Origin of the sequence: Streptomyces sp. NPDC101165 (genome assembly GCF_044768135.1) — a bacterium.
Lineage (GTDB): Bacteria > Actinomycetota > Actinomycetes > Streptomycetales > Streptomycetaceae > Streptomyces.
Genome location: NZ_JBIWPG010000005.1, coordinates 194,858 through 212,063 on the forward strand (window position 1 = coordinate 194,858; position 17,206 = coordinate 212,063).

Annotated in this window: 14 protein-coding genes and 1 pseudogene; 9 read left to right on the forward strand and 6 right to left on the reverse strand. The window is 72.8% G+C overall.

What is annotated here, in order from left to right:
• Both ACIRVH_RS12370 and ACIRVH_RS12375 read right to left on the reverse strand, forming a co-directional pair.
• Positions 1-849, reverse strand: coding sequence for a siderophore-interacting protein (locus ACIRVH_RS12370; RefSeq protein WP_403951401.1), 849 nt, complete (start codon positions 847-849; stop codon positions 1-3).
• 112 nt (positions 850-961) lie between these two features.
• Positions 962-1,882, reverse strand: a complete 921-nt coding sequence (locus ACIRVH_RS12375) for a 5'-3' exonuclease H3TH domain-containing protein (protein WP_403951403.1) — start codon at positions 1,880-1,882, stop codon at positions 962-964.
• 158 nt (positions 1,883-2,040) lie between these two features.
• On the opposite strand from ACIRVH_RS12375, the pseudogene ACIRVH_RS12380 reads away from it, so the two are divergent.
• From ACIRVH_RS12380 to ACIRVH_RS12395, 4 genes and pseudogenes are all read left to right on the forward strand, one after another.
• A pseudogene (locus ACIRVH_RS12380) lies at positions 2,041-3,149 on the forward strand (glycine betaine/L-proline ABC transporter ATP-binding protein).
• Positions 3,142-4,956 (forward strand): ABC transporter permease/substrate binding protein, encoded by a 1,815-nt coding sequence (locus tag ACIRVH_RS12385; protein WP_403951405.1) that lies wholly within the window; start codon positions 3,142-3,144, stop codon positions 4,954-4,956. Before ACIRVH_RS12380 ends, ACIRVH_RS12385 begins: the two are co-directional and overlap by 8 nt.
• Positions 4,957-5,344: 388 nt before the next feature.
• A complete protein-coding gene (locus ACIRVH_RS12390; RefSeq protein WP_403951407.1) occupies positions 5,345-5,917 on the forward strand; it encodes a helix-turn-helix domain-containing protein in 573 nt (190 codons plus the stop codon).
• The gene (locus ACIRVH_RS12395; protein WP_403951410.1) at positions 5,917-6,636 is read left to right on the forward strand and encodes a helical backbone metal receptor; all 720 of its coding nucleotides are present in this window, start codon (positions 5,917-5,919) and stop codon (positions 6,634-6,636) included. The genes ACIRVH_RS12390 and ACIRVH_RS12395 overlap by 1 nt, the downstream gene beginning before the upstream one ends.
• On the opposite strand, the gene ACIRVH_RS12400 is transcribed toward ACIRVH_RS12395, so the two are convergent.
• Positions 6,548-7,696 carry a TDT family transporter gene (locus ACIRVH_RS12400; RefSeq protein WP_403951988.1) on the reverse strand — a complete coding sequence of 383 codons (1,149 nt, stop codon included), beginning with the start codon at positions 7,694-7,696 and terminating at the stop codon, positions 6,548-6,550. The two genes, ACIRVH_RS12395 and ACIRVH_RS12400, sit on opposite strands and share 89 nt — an antisense overlap.
• A 70-nt stretch (positions 7,697-7,766) precedes the next feature.
• On the opposite strand from ACIRVH_RS12400, the gene ACIRVH_RS12405 reads away from it, so the two are divergent.
• Positions 7,767-8,696, forward strand: coding sequence for a LysR family transcriptional regulator (locus ACIRVH_RS12405; protein WP_403951413.1), 930 nt, complete (start codon positions 7,767-7,769; stop codon positions 8,694-8,696).
• A gap of 2 nt (positions 8,697-8,698) precedes the next feature.
• On the opposite strand, the gene ACIRVH_RS12410 is transcribed toward ACIRVH_RS12405, so the two are convergent.
• Complete coding sequence (locus ACIRVH_RS12410; protein ID WP_403951416.1) at positions 8,699-9,385, reverse strand: gamma-glutamyl-gamma-aminobutyrate hydrolase family protein; 687 nt, start codon at positions 9,383-9,385, stop codon at positions 8,699-8,701.
• Between the two features lie 52 nt (positions 9,386-9,437).
• Positions 9,438-10,190 (reverse strand): FadR/GntR family transcriptional regulator, encoded by a 753-nt coding sequence (locus tag ACIRVH_RS12415; RefSeq protein ID WP_403951419.1) that lies wholly within the window; start codon positions 10,188-10,190, stop codon positions 9,438-9,440.
• A 95-nt stretch (positions 10,191-10,285) separates the two neighbouring features.
• Between ACIRVH_RS12415 and ACIRVH_RS12420 the strand changes: the two genes are divergently transcribed.
• From ACIRVH_RS12420 to ACIRVH_RS12435, 4 genes are read left to right on the forward strand one after another with little or no spacing between them, the layout of a single operon-like run.
• Positions 10,286-11,650 carry a glutamine synthetase family protein gene (locus ACIRVH_RS12420; protein WP_403951421.1) on the forward strand — a complete coding sequence of 455 codons (1,365 nt, stop codon included), beginning with the start codon at positions 10,286-10,288 and terminating at the stop codon, positions 11,648-11,650.
• Between the two features lie 11 nt (positions 11,651-11,661).
• Positions 11,662-13,035: an aldehyde dehydrogenase family protein gene (locus ACIRVH_RS12425; RefSeq protein WP_403951423.1), complete on the forward strand. Its 1,374-nt coding sequence runs from the start codon at positions 11,662-11,664 to the stop codon at positions 13,033-13,035.
• Positions 13,032-13,814, forward strand: coding sequence for a 3-oxoacyl-ACP reductase (locus ACIRVH_RS12430; protein WP_403951426.1), 783 nt, complete (start codon positions 13,032-13,034; stop codon positions 13,812-13,814). The genes ACIRVH_RS12425 and ACIRVH_RS12430 overlap by 4 nt, the downstream gene beginning before the upstream one ends.
• A 25-nt stretch (positions 13,815-13,839) precedes the next feature.
• A complete protein-coding gene (locus tag ACIRVH_RS12435) occupies positions 13,840-15,072 on the forward strand; it encodes a haloacid dehalogenase-like hydrolase (RefSeq protein ID WP_403951427.1) in 1,233 nt (410 codons plus the stop codon).
• Between the two features lie 7 nt (positions 15,073-15,079).
• Here ACIRVH_RS12435 and ACIRVH_RS12440 read toward each other — a convergent pair whose 3' ends face one another.
• On the reverse strand, positions 15,080-16,282 hold the full coding sequence (locus tag ACIRVH_RS12440; RefSeq protein ID WP_403951429.1) for an amino acid deaminase/aldolase: 1,203 nt from the start codon (positions 16,280-16,282) through the stop codon (positions 15,080-15,082).
• Positions 16,283-17,206 lie beyond the last annotated feature (924 nt).

The window sequence follows — 17,206 nt, forward strand, 5'->3', positions numbered from 1 at the left end:
TCAGGCCGCCGCCGCGCCGCCGCTCTCCTGCTCGGCCTCGATACGGGCGTTCCAGTCCCGCTTGGAGGCCTGCCAGCCGTCCTCGTTGTGGCCGAGGCGCCAGTAGCCGGAGATGGACAGGTCCTCGCGCGGGATCTGCAGCTCGACCCGGAACAGCCGGCGCAGCTCCTTCACGAAGCTCGCCTCGCCGTGCACGAACGCGTGCATCCGGCCCTCGGGGAACTCCAGCGCGTGCACGGCCTCCACCAGGGCCTCGCCCACCGGCCGGTCCCCGCGGTGCACCCAGACGACCTCCACCTCGGAGTTGATCTTCTGCTCCTCCTCGGGGCCGGACACCTCCACGAAGGCGTGCGTCCGGGCGCCGGGGGACAGCGCCTCCAGGGCGCGGGCGATCGCGGGCAACGCGCTCTCGTCACCGACGAGCAGATGCCAGTCGGCGCTCGGGTCGGGCGCGTACGCACCCCCGGGGCCCATGAAGCGCACGGTCTCACCGGGCTGCACCCGGGTGGCCCACGGCCCGGCCAGACCCTCGTCACCGTGGATCACGAAGTCCAGGGTCAGCTCGCGGTGCTCGGGATCCCAGGCGCGCACGGTGTAGGTCCGCGTCACCGGCCACTGCTCACGGGGGAACTCCGCGCGGATCCGCTCCAGGTCGAAGGGCTCCGGGTAGGTCACGCCAGGAGGACCGAACAGCAGCTTCACATAGTGGTCGGTGCAGGTGTCCGCGGCGAAGTCGGCGAGACCCTCGCCGCCGAGCACCACACGCTGCATGTGCGGGGTGAGCCGCTCGGTGCGCACCACCTGGGCGGTATGGGGCTTGCGCGGCTTTCGTCCCGGGCGCTCTGCCATCACGGCCTCCTGCTGCATTGGTTAGGTTTACCTAAGTTAGCATCTCTCTCCGGTCAACACGGCTTCCATGAGGCCTCGATGAACGCGTTTTGCCGGAATATTCCGGTCGGACTCACTCTCCCAGTGTCGTCAGCAGGCGCTGCAGGGAGCCACCCAGTCCCCAGCGCGCCGCCAGCTCCTCCAGTCCCGCCGGATCCCGCGGGGTGTGCGGCAGTGCGGTGTCGACGTCCGGCAGCGGGACGTCGTCGGCCACCCGCACCACCTTCGGTGCGACCGCGACATACGGCCGGGCCTCGGTCAGCCGCTTGCGCTGCGACGGCGTGAGCTTCGCCTTCGGGTCGTCGACCGCGGCCATGATCCCGGCCAGGTCGCCGAACTCGGCGAGCAGCTTGGCGGCCGTCTTCTCACCGATCCCGGACACGCCCGGCAGGCCGTCGCTCGGGTCGCCGCGCAGCAGCGCCAGATCCGCGTACCCCCGCCCGTCGACCCCGTACTTCCCGCGCAGCACGGCCTCGTCGGTCAGCTGCAGCGTGCCGACGCCCTTCAGCGGGTACAGCACGCGGATGCCGCGCTCGTCGTCGACGAGCTGATACAGGTCGCGGTCGCCGGTGACGATGTCCACCGGTCCGTCGGCGCGCGCGGTGAACGTCCCGATCACGTCGTCGGCCTCGTAGTCCGCGACCCCGACCCGGGCGATGCCGACCGCGTCCAGCACGGCCTCGATGACCGGCACCTGCGGGGTGAGCGTGTCCGGCACCTCCTCCGTGTCCGGCGCGCCCTCGTGCTCCTCGGCGACCCGGTGCGCCTTGTAAGTGGGGATCAGGTCCACCCGCCACTGCGGCCGCCAGTCGGCGTCCATGCAGGCCACCAGCTGCGTCGGCCGGTGGTCCTGGACCAGTCGGTCGATGAAGTCCAGCAGTCCCCGCACGGCGTTCACCGGCGTGCCGTCGGGCGCCCGCACGGAGTCCGGCACGCCGAAGTAGGCGCGGAAGTACAGCGAGGCGGTGTCGAGAAGCATGAGTCGTCCGGTCACGGTCGCATCATGCCGTACGGCACTGACGGTCCCCTGCCGCCACGGATCCGCCCCTGTGAGCTGAGCCACTTAAAAGTTTGATCAAAGCGGTCGTGGGGAGGCGCCGCCTCTGTTGTGTCCACCGAGACGAGTTGTGTCCACCGAGACGAGAGGTACGCGTGTCATCCAGGCTTGAGGCGGAACACCTGTTCAAGGTGTTCGGCAGACGACCGGACCAGGCAGTGGAACGGCTGCGCCAGGGCGCCGAACGGGAGGAGCTGCGCGCCGACGGCACCACGGCCGCCGTCATCGACGCCTCCTTCGAGGTCGAGGCCGGCGAGATCTTCGTCGTCATGGGCCTGTCCGGCTCCGGCAAGTCCACCCTGCTGCGCATGCTCAACGGCCTGCTGGAGCCGACCGCCGGCCATGTCCGCTTCGACGGCCAGGACCTGACCGCGCTCAGCGATCGCGCCCTGCGCGAGCTGCGCTCGAAGAAGATCAGCATGGTCTTCCAGCACTTCGCGCTCTTCCCGCACCGCAGCGTCCGCGACAACGCCGCCTACGGCCTGAGCGTGCAGGGCGTGCCCCGCGCCGAGCGCGCGCGCCGCGCCGACGAGGCGCTCGCCCTGTGCGGCCTGGCCGGCTGGGAGGACTCCTGGCCCGACGAACTGTCCGGCGGCATGCAGCTGGGGGTACCCCCAGGCCCTTAAGGCACTGGGGGAGCGTGGGCCTCGCCCGCGCCCTCGCCACCGACGCGGACCTGCTCCTCATGGACGAGTCCTTCAGCGCCCTGGACCCGCTGATCCGCCGTGACATGCAGGACCAGCTCCTGGAACTGCAGAAGACCCTGAAGAAGACGATCGTCTTCATCACCCACGACCTCAACGAGGCCATGCGCCTCGGCGACCGCATCGCCGTCATGCGCGACGGCCGCATCGTGCAGACCGGCACCGCCGAGGACATCCTGCTGCGCCCCGCGAACGACTACGTCGCCTCCTTCATCCAGGACGTCGACCGCTCCCGCGTGCTGAGCGCCACCGCCGTCATGGACACCGACGTCCGCGGCGACGAGGCCGACTGCGGCTGCGAGACGGCCGCCCCGGGCACGCCGTTCGCCGAGCTGTGCGCGATCAGCGCCCGCCTGACCCACCCGGTCGCCGTCCTCGACGCGGACCGCGCGCTCGTCGGGGTCGTACCCCGGCAGCGCCTCGTCGGCCTCCTCGGCGACGAACCGGGCGAGCCCACCGCGTGCGACAACAGCGGGAAGAAGGTGATCGCCCGTGCCTAGGCTGCACCTCGGCGACTGGGTCGACTCGGGCGTCGACTGGCTGGTCGCCCACCTCTCCTGGCTGTTCGACGCGGTCCGCGCGGTCGTGGAGGGCATGTACGACGGGATCGACGCGGTCCTCACCGCGCCCGCACCCCTGCTTCTGGCCGGCATGCTCGCGGTCGTCGCCTGGTGGCTGCGCGGACTGGTCGCGGGCGTCCTCGCCTTCGCCGGGTTCGCCCTCGTCGACTCGCTCGACCTGTGGGACCGCGCCATGTCCACCCTGGCGCTGGTCCTCGTCGCCACCGTCATCGCCCTGGTGATCTCGATCCCGCTGGGCATCTGGGCCGCCCGCTCCCGCGCGGTCAGCGCGGCCGTACGGCCCGTTCTGGACCTGCTCCAGACCATGCCGTCGATGGTCCTGCTGATCCCGGCCATCCTCTTCTTCGGCCTGGGCACCGCCGCCGGTGTCATCGCCACGCTGATCTTCGCGCTCGCCCCCGGCGTCCGCATGACCGAGCTGGGCATCCGCCAGGTCGACGCCGAACTGGTCGAGGCCGCCGAGGCGTTCGGCACACCGCCGCGCGACACCCTGCTGCGCGTCCAGCTGCCACTCGCCCTGCCGACCATCATGGCCGGCGTCAACCAGGTGATCATGCTGGGCCTGTCCATGGTCGTCATCGCGGGCATGGTCGGCACGGGCGGCCTGGGCGGCGCCGTCAACGAGGCCATCGGGCAGCTCGACATCGGCTTCGGCTTCGAGGCGGGCGTCGGCATCGTCGTCCTCGCCATCTACCTGGACCGCGTGACCGGCGCCCTGGGCACCCAGCTCTCCCCGCAGGGCCGCAGGGCCGCCGCGAAGCAGCGGACGACCCTGTGGTCGTACAGCCCGCGCCCGCAGGTCGCCGTCGTCGGCGTGGTCGTCCTCGCGCTCGTCGCCGGAGGCATGGGGATCTTCGGCTCCTCCTCCGGCACCTCCAAGGCCTCCGCCACGAACGTCGGCAAGGGCAAGGAGATCCGGATCGGCTACATCCCGTGGGACGAGGGCATCGCCTCCACCTACCTCTGGAAGGAACTGCTGGAGGAGCGCGGCTTCGAGGTGACGACCACCCAGTACGCCGCCGGCCCCCTCTACACCGGCATCGCCACCGGCCAGGTCGACTTCCAGACCGACTCCTGGCTGCCCACCACGCACGCCGAGTACTGGAAGAAGTACGGCGGCAAGCTGGACGACCTCGGCAAGTGGTACGGACCCACCTCCCTGGAGCTGACCGTCCCGTCCTATGTCAAGGACGTGAACTCCCTGGCGGACCTGAAGGACCACGCCTCCGAGTTCGGCGGGAAGATCGTCGGCATCGAGCCCAGCGCGGGCATGATGGGCCTGCTCAAGACCAAGGTCCTCAAGGAGTACGGCCTGGAGGGCACGTACGACGTCGTCGACGGCTCCACGCCCGCGATGCTCGCCGAGCTGAAGCGCGCCTACGCCAAGAAGCAGCCGGTCGTCGTCACCCTGTGGTCCCCGCACTGGGCGTACAGCGACTACGGCCTGAAGAAGCTGAAGGACCCGAAGGGCGCCTGGGGCGCGGGCGACGGCGTGCACACCCTGGCCCGCAAGGGCTTCGCCGCCGACAACCCCGAGGTCGGCACCTGGCTGAAGAACTTCTCGATGACCGAGGAGCAGCTCACCGGCCTGGAGGCGCAGATCCAGAAGGCCGGCAAGGGCGGGGAGCAGGACGCCGTGCGCAGCTGGCTCGAGCAGCACCCGGACCTGGTCGACCGGTGGGCGCCGGTGGCCCGCAAGGGTGCCGGGAGCGGGGCGGCCGGGTGACCTGACCTCCCGGACCGCCACCCGAGGGGTGGGCGGCGCCGTACGCCTTCGGGCGGGCGCCGTCCACCCCTCGCGGCGTATCCGGGCGCCGGACCGCGCGGGATTCCCCTACGGGCAGGATCCGGCCAACCACGGAGCGCTATGGGCCCTGCCCCGGCGGGAACACGGAGGGCCGCTCCGGCCTTGAACCAGGGGAGACCCGTCCCGCACGGCGAGCGGCCGCACTGGCGCGAACCATGGGGGTGCGGGCCCACCGGCGTGTCAGGGATGTGACAGCCGCATGAAACGGTTTGCCGAACATGCGTAGGGTGCAGACAACTCATCAGGGGTGTGTCCGGCGGTGGACACCGTGTCGGCGGCACGACGAGTGAAGGAGGGAGCCGGAGCGATGGGCGACCACAAAGAGCAACAGCCCGTGCGGGTGGGCGCGGCCGTCCGGCGGCGTCGCCGTGCGCTGGAACTCACCCTCGCCGTCGTGGCCGAGCGCAGTGGCCTCTCGGTGCCCTTCCTCAGCCAGGTCGAGAACGACCGGGCCCGCCCGAGCCGCACCTCCCTGGAGAAGCTGGCCGACGCCCTGCGCACCACCGCCGTGGAGCTCCTCGCCGCCGCCGACCCGGCCTGCAGCGTGGACGTCGTCCGCGCCGAGCCCGTCGACGAGGGCGACTTCGACCCGCGCACCCGCTCCCTGGTGCGCGGCCACCACCAGCTGCACGCCTCCGAGTTCACCGGCGACCATGACGCCGGCCGCGAGTTCCAGCACCGCAACGACGAGCTGATGTACGTCGCCGACGGCGCGGTCGAGATCGAGGCCGAGGGCCGTGCGTACCGTCTCGGCCGCGGCGACACCCTCTACCTCACCGGCGGGGTCCGGCATCGCTGGCGGGCGACCGTCCCCGACACGCGGATCATCGTGGTCGCGGTCGCCGAACACATCGAGGCCGTGCAGGACCGGCCCCGTTAGTGCGCGTCGTCTCCCTGGTCCCGTCTCTCACCGAGGCCGTCGCCGTGACGCTGCCCGGAGTCCTCGTCGGGGCCACCGACTGGTGCAGTCGTCCCGCGGACCTCGACGTCAGCCGGATCGGCGGCACGAAGAACCCGGACCCGGAGCGGATCCTCGGCCTCGCCCCCGACCTGGTGATCGCCAACGAGGAGGAGAACCGCGGCCCCGACCTGGACGCCCTGCGCGCGGCGGGCCTGAAGGTGCTGGTCACCGAGGTGCGGACGGTGCCGCAGGCCTTCCGGGAGCTGGAGCGGGTGCTGACCGCGTGCGGCGCACCGGCCCGGCCGCCCTGGCTGGAAGAGGCGGAGGCCGCCTGGACCGGGCTTCCCGAGCCCGGGAGCCGTACGACCGCGGTCGTGCCGATCTGGCGCCGCCCCTGGATGGTCCTGGGCCGGGACACCTTCGCGGGTGAGGTACTGGCCCGTCTCGGCGTGCACCACCTGTACGCCACGCACCCCGACCGCTACCCCCGCGTGCCGCTGGAGGAGCTGCGGGCGGCGGCCCCGGACGTCGTGGTGCTGCCGGACGAGCCCTACCGCTTCACCGCCGACGACGGCCCCGAGGCCTTCCCGGGCTTGCCCTGCGCCCTGGTCAGCGGACGGCATCTGACCTGGTACGGACCGTCGCTGGCAGAGGCGCCACGGGTGCTGGCCGAGGCCCTGCGAGCAGCTCACCGCTGAGCAGCCCCCGTACCGTCCCGGACGCGGCCGCGAGCCACGCGGCGACCAGGATGCCGTACAGGCCGACGGTCAGGGCCTCGTACGCGGCGAGCCCGGTGTGCCGGGCGAGGGCGGCGGCGCCGGTGACACAGGTGCCCACGGGGAAGGTGAACGCCCACCAGGTCATGGCGAAGCCCATGCCCTGCCGCCGGGCCCGCACCACGTGCGCGGTCGCGAGCGCCAGCCACAGCAGCGCGAACCCCATGACCGGCACGCCGTAGAGCAGCGCGAACACGGCGAAACCGCGGTCGTACGGGGCCGGAACGACCCGGGGAGCCGCGTCCGCGATCAGGCCGACGGCGGTGGTGGACTGCCCGAGCGGACCGAGGACCAGGAACAGGGTCGGGGTGAGGGCGAGCGGCAGCGGGCCCGAGGTGATCAGCCGGGCGAAGACCAGCGGCAGCATCAGCAGCGTGGCCAGCAGGCTCAGCCCGAACAGCGCGAAGCACGCCAGCAGCAGCGTCTCCCGGGGCTGCCCCGGCGGCAGATGCGGCACCAGCAGCGGACCGAGCGCGGCGGAGACCATCGGGGCGACGAGCGGCAGCAGCCAGACCGGGGTGGCCTGGGTGGCCTGGACGCGGTGGTGCACGGCCAGCAGGTACGGCACGGTCACGGCGGCCGCGAGCCCGACCACCGTACCGACGCTGAACAGGACCGTGTCGAGCGCGACGGCCGGACCGGTGCCGATCCAGTCCCGGCCGACCGTCAGGGCGCCGCCGCCCACCGCCAGCAGGGCCATGGACAGGCAGCCGTAGAAGGGGGCCATGGCCGGGTCGAGGAGGTGGGCGCGGGCCTGGTCGCGGTGGTGGGCCCAGTGCCGGGCGCGGGCGGTCAGCAGGGTCAGCAGCATGAGGAGGGCCAGCGCCCAGACGGCGGTGCACACCTCGCGCAGCCAAGGAAGGTGCAGGGGCAGTGCGGCACCGGCCGTGCCGACGACGGACGTCCCCATGACGGAGGCGTACCAGTTGGGACCGAGGTGCCGGACGCGGACGGCGGGCAGGGAATGGGCTGCGGTGACCATGACCTCACCGTTTCGCCCCCGGGCGCCGCTGACCAGGGAGTTCATGTCTATGAGGGCATAAACTGGCCTTATGAGTGAGGAGTACGCGACGGACGACGGCCGGCCCGCCGGTTCACTGGCGCACCGGGTGCCGGACCTCGGCGCCCTGGAACTGCTGCTGGCCGTGGCCCGCCTGGGCAGTCTCGGGGCGGCGGCGCGGGAGGTCGGCATCACCCAGCCGGCCGCCAGCAGCCGCATCCGCTCCATGGAACGGCAACTGGGCGTCGCCCTGGTCGACCGCTCCCCGCGGGGCTCCCGGCTCACGGACGCGGGCGCCCTGGTGACGGACTGGGCCCGCCGGGTGGTGGAGGCGGCGGCCGCCTTCGACGCGGGTGCGCGGGCGCTGCGCGACCGGCGGGACTCACGGCTGCGGGTGGCGGCGAGCATGACCATCGCCGAGTACCTGCTCCCGGGCTGGCTCCTCGCCCTGCACGCCGAGCGCCCCGACACGGCGGTCTCGCTGCTCGCGGGCAACTCGGCCAAGGTCGCGGAACTCCTGCTGGCCGACGAGGCGGACCTGGGCTTCGTGGAGGGCCTCACGGTCCCGGCGGGCCTGGACTCCACCGTGATCGCCCACGACCGCCTGATCGTCGTCACGGCCCCCGGCCACCCCTGGGCCCGCCGCCGGCGCCCCCTCACCCCGGAGGAGCTGGCCGCCACGCCCCTGATCCTCCGCGAGCGCGGCTCCGGCACCCGCCAGGTCCTGGACACGGCCCTCGGCGGCCTGGCCCGTCCCCTGATGGAACTCTCCTCCACCACGGCCGTGAAGGCCTCGGCGGTCAGCGGCGCCGGCCCCTCGGTCCTCAGCGAACTGGCCCTGGGGGAGGAGCTGGCGATGCGACGGCTGGTGAGCATCCCGGTCGAGGGCGTGTCGTTGCGCCGGGATCTGCGCGCGGTGTGGCCGACGGGGCACCGGCCCACGGGGCCGGCGCGGGAGCTGCTGTCGCTGACGAGGGGGTGACCTCAGGACGCGGCCAGCACCAGAGCCCGCATCACCCGCAGGTCCTCGCCCATCTCCGGATGCCACTGCACCCCGAGCACCCATCCCTCGCCCGACGGCAGTTCGATCGCCTCCACGGTCCCGTCCGCAGCGTGGGCGGAGGGCGCCAGGCCCGTACCGAGCCGCTCCACCGCCTGATGGTGGTACGTCGGCACGGTCGTCTCCTCCGGCGCGATCTCCGCGTACAGCGTGCCCGGCACCGGCTTGACGGCATGCCCCCCGAACACCCCGACCACCTCCGCGTGCCCGTCCATGTGCTGCACCAGCGTTCCGCCGAGAGCCACGTTCAGCAGCTGCATCCCCCGGCAGATCCCCAGCACCGGCACCCGCGCCGCCAGCGCCGCCTCGATCAGCGCGAGTTCCCAGGCGTCCCGCTCCGGCGCGGGCGGTCCCGTACGCGGCGACCGCTCGGCCCCGTACCGCGAGGGATCGACGTCCGGCCCGCCCGCGATCACCAGCCCGTCCAGCCGCTCCACCGCCTCCGCGGCCCGCTCGGGCGCGTCCGGCGGCAGCAGGGCGGCCAGCCCTCCGGCCCGCTGCACCAGCCGCGGGTAACCGGCCGGCAGCAGCGCGGCGTCCAGCTCCCACACGCCCCAGCGCGCACCGGCCTCCAGGTACGTGCTCACACCGATCAGCGGTCGTACGGTCATGCCGCCCTCCCAGGCATCCAAAGGTACAGGCGCATACCTTTGCAGAGCGGGCTCACGCCAGGAAGCCCCGCAGCAGCGCCGCCGTACCCGCGCAGTGCTCCCGCATCATCTCCCGCGCCCCGTCCGCGTCCCCGTCCAGCACCGCCTCCACCAGCGCGATGTGCTGCCGCTGCGAGTGCTCCAGGTTGCGCACCAGCAGCGGGATGCAGTCCAGCAGGTCGTTGACGGTCGCCCGCGCCGCCGCGTACTGCGCGGTCAGCGACGGCGAACCGCACAGCTCGGCCAGTGTCAGGTGCAGCAGCGTGTCCAGCCGCCGGTAGTCCGCGAGCGGCGCCTCATGGGTCCGGTCCAGCGCCTCCCGCAGCCGGTCGGCCTGCTCGTCGGTCAGCCCGTGCGCCGCGCACAGCCCCGCCGCTCCCACCTCGAGCACCTCGCGGAAGCGCAGCACGTCCTCGATGTCGACCTCGGCGATCCGGCGCCGCAGCTCGTCCTCGCCGCCCGCGTCCGTACGCGGCAGCACGAACGTTCCGCCGTACCGCCCGCGCCGCGCCTCCACCAGACCCTGGTCCTGCAGCACCTTCAGCACCTCGCGCAGGGTCACCCGGCTGATCCCGAGCCGCTCCGCCAGCTCCCGCTCGGCGGGCAGCCGCTCGCCGCCCGCCACCAGGCCGAGCCGTACGACCTGCAGGATCTGCTCCAGTGCCTCCTCGAAGCCGTTGCCCGCCCGCACCGGCCGCAGCACCGGAGCGAGCCGGTCGTCGACTCCCTGGGCGTGCACGCCCTGCGCGTCCGTCTCCTGCGACATCCGGCCGTACCCCCTTCCCAAGCAATGGTTCTCCGCAATACCTTATGGCTCCCGGCCCCGCCGTAGAACGCGAAGCAGCCCAAGGAGGCTCTCCCGTGGCAGACCGCACACCCCCACTGAGTGTCGAGGAACTGCACGCCCTCGTCGCCGGTGGTGAGATCGACACTGTCGTCCTGGCCTTCCCCGACATGCAAGGGCGTCTCCAGGGCAAGCGGTTCGCCGCCCGATTCTTCCTCGACGAGGTCCTGCAGCACGGCACCGAGGGCTGCAACTACCTCCTCGCCGTCGACACCGAGATGAACACCGTCGACGGCTACGCGATGTCGTCCTGGGACCGAGGCTACGGCGACTTCGCCATGCACCCCGACCTCGGCACCCTGCGCCGCATCCCCTGGCACCCCGGCACTGCCCTGCTCGTCGCCGACCTCGCCTGGAACGACGGCGCCCCGGTCGTCGCCGCCCCGCGCCAGATCCTGCGCCGCCAGCTCGACCGGCTCGCCGAACTCGGCTACACCGCCCAGGTCGGCACCGAGCTGGAGTTCATCGTCTTCAAGGACAGCTACGAACAGGCCTGGGACGCGAACTACCGCGACCTGACCCCGGCCAACCAGTACAACATCGACTACTCCATCCTCGGCACCGGCCGTATCGAGCCCCTGCTGCGCCGGCTGCGCAACGACATGGCCGCCGCCGGCCTCACCGTCGAGTCCGCCAAGGGCGAGTGCAACCCCGGCCAGCACGAGATCGCCTTCCGCTACGACGAGGCCCTGCGCACCTGCGACCAGCACGCCCTGTACAAGACCGGCGCCAAGGAGATCGCCGCCCAGGAGGGCGTCTCGATCACCTTCATGGCCAAGTACAACGAGCGCGAGGGCAACTCCTGCCACATCCACCTCTCCCTCGCGGACGCCGACGGCGACAACGCGATGGCGCGGGACGGCGACGGCGGGATGTCCGACGTCATGCGGCACTTCCTCGCCGGACAGCTCGCCGCGCTGCGCGACTTTTCCCTCCTCTACGCCCCCAACATCAACTCCTACAAGCGGTTCCAGCCCGGCTCCTTCGCGCCCACCGCCGTCGCCTGGGGCCACGACAACCGCACCTGCGCCCTGCGCGTGGTCGGCCACGGCCGCTCCCTGCGCTTCGAGAACCGCCTCCCGGGCGGCGACGTCAACCCGTACCTCGCCGTCGCCGGACTGGTCGCCGCCGGCCTGTACGGCATCGAGCAGAAGCTCGAACTCCCCGAGCCCTGCCCCGGCAACGCCTACACCGCCGACTTCGAGCACGTTCCGACCACCCTGCGCGAGGCCGCCGAACTCTGGGAGAACAGCCCGATCGCCAAGGCCGCCTTCGGTGACGAGGTCGTCGCGCACTACCGCAACATGGCACGCGTCGAGCTGGAGGCCTTCGACGCCGCGGTCACCGACTGGGAGCTGCGCCGCTCCTTCGAACGCCTGTGAAAGGTCATCACGTGTCCGACCCGCACGAGCTGAAGGTCCTCAACCCCGCCACCGAGGAGGTCGTCGCCACCGTCCCCGCCGCCGACGCGGCCGAGGTCGACGCCGCCGTCGTACGGGCATCGCGGGCCCAGGAGAAGTGGGCCGCCCTCCCGCCCGCGGACCGCGCCCGCCAGCTGCGCCGCTTCGCCGACGTCGTCGACGCCCACATCGACGAACTGGCGCTGCTGGAGGTCCGCGAGGCCGGTCACACCCTCGGCAACGCCCGCTGGGAGGCCGGCAACGCCCGCGACCTGCTGCTCTACGCGGCCGGCGGGGCCGAACGCCTCCTCGGCCGGCAGATCCCCGCACCCGGCGGCTGGGACGTCACCTTCCACGAACCCCTGGGCGTCGTCGGTGTGATCGCCCCCTGGAACTTCCCCATGCCGATCGCCGCCTGGGGCTCCTTCCCGGCCCTCGCCGCGGGCAACGCCGTCGTCCTCAAGCCCGCCGAGACCACCCCGTTGACGGCGCTGCGGCTGGCCGGACTCGCCCTGGAGGCGGGCCTGCCCGAGGGGGTGTTCCAGGTGCTGCCCGGCTACGGCCACACCGCGGGCCGCGCCCTGGTCGACCACCCCGACGTCGCCAAGATCGTGTTCACCGGTTCGACCCGCACCGGCCGTGAGGTCATGGAGCGCTGCGCGAAGCTCGTCAAGCCGGTCACCCTGGAACTCGGCGGCAAGAGCCCCAACGTCGTCTTCGCCGACGCCGACCTCAAGGCCGCCCTCGACCCCTTCTCCTTCCTGGACAACTCCGGCCAGGACTGCTGCGCCCGCACCCGCATCCTCGTCCAGGAGTCGGTGTACGACGAGGCCCGCGACTTCCTCGCCGACGCGCTGGCCGGCGTCGTGGTGGGCGACCCGGCCGACGAGAAGACCCAGATGGGCCCGCTGATCTCCCGTCAGCAGCTGGACCGCGTACGGTCGTACGTCCCCGAGGACGCCCCGGCCCTGCGCGGCAGCGCCCCCGACGGACCCGGCTTCTGGTTCCCGCCGACCGTCCTCACGGGGGAGCGGCCGGGCAGCGCGGCGGCCCGCGAGGAGATCTTCGGCCCCGTCGCCGTCCTCCTCCCCTTCACCGACGAACAGGACGCGATCCGCCTCGCCAACGACACCCCCTACGGCCTCTCCGGCTCCATCTGGACCCGGGACGTCGGCCGCGCCCTGCGCGTCTCCCAGGCCGTCCGCGCGGGCAACCTGTCCGTCAACTCCCACTCCAGCGTCCGCTACTGGACCCCGTTCGGCGGCTTCAAGCAGTCCGGCCTCGGCCGTGAGCTGGGCCCGGACGCCCTGACCGCCTTCACCGAAACCAAGAACGTCTTCATCAGCACGGAGGGCCCCGCACTGTGACCGACAACATCGTTTGCCGCCGCCTGGTCGGCCGTACCGCCGTCGTCACCGGAGCCGGCAGCGGCATCGGCCTCGCCGCCGCCCGGCGCCTCGCCTCCGAGGGCGCGCACGTGGTCTGCGGCGACGTCGACGAGGCCCGCGGCAAGGCCGCCGCCGACGAGGTCGGCGGGATCTTCGTCAAGGTCGACGTCACCGACCCCGAGCAGGTCGAGGCGCTGTTCAAGGCCGCCTACGACACCTACGGCAGCGTCGACGTCGCCTTCAACAACGCGGGCATCTCCCCGCCCGACGACGACTCCATCCTGGAGACCGGCCTGGAGGCCTGGAAGCGGGTCCAGGAGGTCAACCTCACCTCCGTCTACCTGTGCTGCAAGGCCGCCATCCCGTACATGCGCCGCCAGGGCAGGGGCTCCATCATCAACACGGCGTCCTTCGTGGCCCGGATGGGCGCGGCGACCTCGCAGATCTCGTACACGGCCTCCAAGGGCGGCGTGCTCGCCATGTCCCGTGAACTGGGCGTGCAGTTCGCCCGCGAGGGCATCCGGGTCAACGCCCTCTGCCCGGGCCCGGTGAACACCCCGCTCCTGCAGGAGCTGTTCGCCAAGGACCCGGAGCGGGCCGCCCGCCGCCTCGTCCACATCCCCGTCGGCCGGTTCGCCGAGGCCGAGGAGATCGCCGCCGCCGTCGCCTTCCTGGCCAGCGACGACTCCTCCTTCGTCAACGCCACCGACTTCCTGGTGGACGGCGGAATCGCGGGCGCGTACGTCACGCCCCTGTAGGGACAAAGGTGTACGGTCCGCGCGTATGCGACAGCATCTCGCGTGGACCCTGGCAGCGGCCGCCGTCCTGGCGGCCGCGCCCACCGCACGGCCGGCAGCCGCTCACAACTGCCCCCGGCTGACCAGCACTTGGTACGGCGCCAACCGAGCCCACCTCCAGCAGGTCATCGACGCCTACGGCATCTGCTCCGGTCGCCGGGGCGCGGTCGCCACGTTCGACTGGGACAACACGGTCACCAAGAACGACGTCACCGACGCCACCCTCTCCTGGGCCCTGCGCCACGACCGGCTCCTGCGCCCCGCCCGCTGGAAGGACACCAGCGCCTGGCTGACCGACGCCGCCGACCGCACCCTCACGGCCGCCTGCGGCACCGGCGCGGGCACGCCCCTGCGCAGCTCGACCCGCCCCCACTGCACGGACGAGATCGTACGGATCCGCGAGACCGGCACCACGACCAGCGGCGCCCTCGCCTTCGCCGGCCGCTGGAACCACCGGCGCACGGTCCCGCAGTACGCCTGGGTCCCCCAGCTCTTCGCCGGCCGCACCCCCGCCGAACTGGCCTCCTACGCAAGGTCCGCCCGCCGCGAGGCCCTGACCGCCCCCGTCGGCGCGACCCGCACCCTGGGCACCCGCACGGTCCCCGCCTACGTCCGCTACTACGACCAGCAGCGCGACCTGATCCGCACCCTGCGGCGAGCCGGTTTCGAGGTGTACGTCGTCTCGGCGGGCGCGGAACCCGTCACCGAGGTCTGGTCCCGGGCGGTCGGCGTCGACGCGGCCCACACCGTCGCCATCCGCCCGGTCCTGGACCGCCGGGGCCGGATCACCGTGTGGAACGAGGGCTGCGGCGGCGTCCCGGCGAACCGGGGCGCGGTGATCCCGTACATCGACGGCAAGCGCTGCTGGATCAACCAGGAGATCTTCGGCGTCCGGGGCGCCGTGGCCTGGAAACAACAGCCCTGGAAACGGAGGCCCGCGCTCGCGGCCGGTGACGCCGACACCGACGTCACCTTCGTCGGGGACGCCACCGCAGCCCACCTCGTGATCAACCGCAACAAGCCGGAGCTGATGTGCCGGGCGTACGACGACGCCGACGGCCGCTGGCTGGTGAACCCCATGTTCATCGCCCCGCTGCCGCGCCGGCCGCAGCCGTACCCGTGCGCGACCACCGCCCGCACCCGCCCCGACGGCACGCTCGGACCGCTCCGGCGCGCCGACGGCTCGGTGCTGCCGGACCGGGCCGACACGGTCTACTGAACGGCGCTCAGAGGAAGGTCTGCCCCTCACCCCGATAGGTGGGCACGGCCGCCGTCACCGCGTCCCCCTCGATCAGGTGCAGCACGTCGAACCGCTCGCACAGCTCACCCGCCTTGGCGTGCCGGAACCACACCTTGTCGCCGATGAGCAGATCGTCGGCGGGCGAGCCCAGCAGCGGCGTCTGCACCTCGCCGGGGCCCTCCTGCGGGTCGTACCTGAGCCCCTCCGGCAGGTACGGCACCGGCAGCCGGTCGGGACCGGCCGCGCCGGAGGCCGGGTAGCCGCCGCCGAGCACGGTCACGACACCCACGCCCGGCCGCCGTACGACGGGCTGGGCGAACAGGGCGGCCGGACGGCCGCTGAAGGACGTGTAGTTGTCGAAGAGCCGCGGCACGTACAGGCCGGACCCCGCCGCGATCTCCGTGACCGCGTCCTCGGCGGCGGTGTGCTGCACACTGCCCGTGCCGCCACCGTTGACGAACTCCAGGCCGGGCGCCACGGCCCGCACCGCCCGCACCACGGCGGCGCGCCGCTCGACCAGCTCACGCTTCGCGGTGGCCTGCATCAGCCGGATCGCCCGCGACCGGAACGGCCGTCCCGTCACGGAGTCCCCGACCCCGGCGATGTGTCCCTCGTACGCCATGATCCCCACCAGCTCGAAGCCCGGCCGCCGGGCCACGGCCCGGGCCAGCTCGGCGAGTTGGGCGGGTGAGTGCAGCGGCGAACGCAGCGCCCCCACCCGGACCCGGCCGCCCAGCAGCTTCAGCGAGGTGTCCAACTCCAGGCAGACCCGCACCACTTCACGCCCGCCGTCGCGGGCCGCGTCGATGAGATCGAGGTGGGCGACGTCGTCGATCATCACGGTGACGGCGCCCGCGAGCTTGGGATCGGCGGCCAGTTCCGCGAAACCGGAGCGGTCCGCGGACGGATAGGCCAGCAGGATGTCGTCGAACCCGGAACGCGCGAGCCACAGCGACTCGGCGAGGGTGAACGACATGATGCCCTGGAATCCGTCCCTGGCCAGGACACGTTCCAGCAGGGCCCGGCAGCGAACCGACTTGCTCGCGACCCGGACCGGTTTTCCTGCGGCACGGCGGACCAGATCGTCCGCGTTGGCGTCGAAGGCGTCCAGGTCCACGATCGCCAGCGGGGCGTCGAGATGGGCGGTGGCCCGGTCGTAACGGGCCCGATCAGCGGCAGGCGCAGTCATGACGGAAGCCTGCCAGACAGGATTACCGCAGGGTAGGGGGACGTTCCGGGCAGATGCCCCGGCCTCGTGGGACTGGTTCTCTTTCTCTCCCGGACAACCCGTAGAGTGACGCGCACGTACGGCGGAACGTGCCCGGCCACTTCACCTGAACCGGGATGCCGGTCCAGCCGTACGGGTATGCGTGCCCGAACGGAGTCTCCGCACCGGGCGCGGCCGAGGAGCACGACGGCCCGCGTACGAGGAAACGGCCCGGGCACGAGGAAACGGGGGGTGCATGAGCACGGAAGCGCGCCGCGCCCCCGTACCGCCGCGCCCGACGAATCCGCCTCCCGGCCCCACTCCCGAACCCCCGTCACCGGCCACGCCCGCAGGCGCGCCGACGGGCGCCCGCGAACCGGCCGGGCACCGGACGTTTTCCGCCGGGCCGGCGCCGATCCCGGCCGCACCGGGCTCCGAGGACCTCGACGAAGAGCCCTCCGTCTTCGCACCCCGCGGCACGCGGAGCGCGACCACGCGGACGCCGGGTGAGGAACCGCCCGACCGCCCGGGGCAGGCGCCCGGCGCGGGCCACACCCGCTTCGCCGCCTTCCGGCCCTCCGCCGTGCCCGAGGCCCCCGACCTGGTGAGCCCGCCGCCACCCCCCGCCTCGGCCCGCTTCCCCGACGCCCCGCCGAGCGCGGGCCGCCTCCCCGACGCGGCACCGAGCACGGGCCGCAAGGCACGCGCCGAACGCGCCGCGACGACCAGGCCGCCCCGCCCGGGAGCACCCGCGGAGTCCCTGACGGAGACGACGACCCGGCTCCGCCCGATCCGCCCGTCGACCGAGCCACAGCGCCCCGGCCCCGCGCCCACGCCGACCGCGGGCCGCCCGGGGGAGCCTGCTTCCGGCCGTGCGGGTTCCGCGTCCGTGCCGTTCGCCGGTGG

What these genes read in the sequence shown, in the direction of transcription:
- ACIRVH_RS12390 (WP_403951407.1), top strand. Translation starts at nt 5,345, where the DNA reads ATGGGCGACCACAAAGAGCAACAGCCCGTGCGGGTGGGCGCGGCCGTC.
- ACIRVH_RS12370 (WP_403951401.1), bottom strand. Translation starts at nt 849, where the DNA reads ATGGCAGAGCGCCCGGGACGAAAGCCGCGCAAGCCCCATACCGCCCAG.
- ACIRVH_RS12410 (WP_403951416.1), bottom strand. Translation starts at nt 9,385, where the DNA reads ATGACCGTACGACCGCTGATCGGTGTGAGCACGTACCTGGAGGCCGGT.
- ACIRVH_RS12405 (WP_403951413.1), top strand. Translation starts at nt 7,767, where the DNA reads ATGAGTGAGGAGTACGCGACGGACGACGGCCGGCCCGCCGGTTCACTG.
- ACIRVH_RS12415 (WP_403951419.1), bottom strand. Translation starts at nt 10,190, where the DNA reads ATGTCGCAGGAGACGGACGCGCAGGGCGTGCACGCCCAGGGAGTCGAC.
- ACIRVH_RS12435 (WP_403951427.1), top strand. Translation starts at nt 13,840, where the DNA reads ATGCGACAGCATCTCGCGTGGACCCTGGCAGCGGCCGCCGTCCTGGCG.
- ACIRVH_RS12440 (WP_403951429.1), bottom strand. Translation starts at nt 16,282, where the DNA reads ATGACTGCGCCTGCCGCTGATCGGGCCCGTTACGACCGGGCCACCGCC.
- ACIRVH_RS12400 (WP_403951988.1), bottom strand. Translation starts at nt 7,696, where the DNA reads ATGGTCACCGCAGCCCATTCCCTGCCCGCCGTCCGCGTCCGGCACCTC.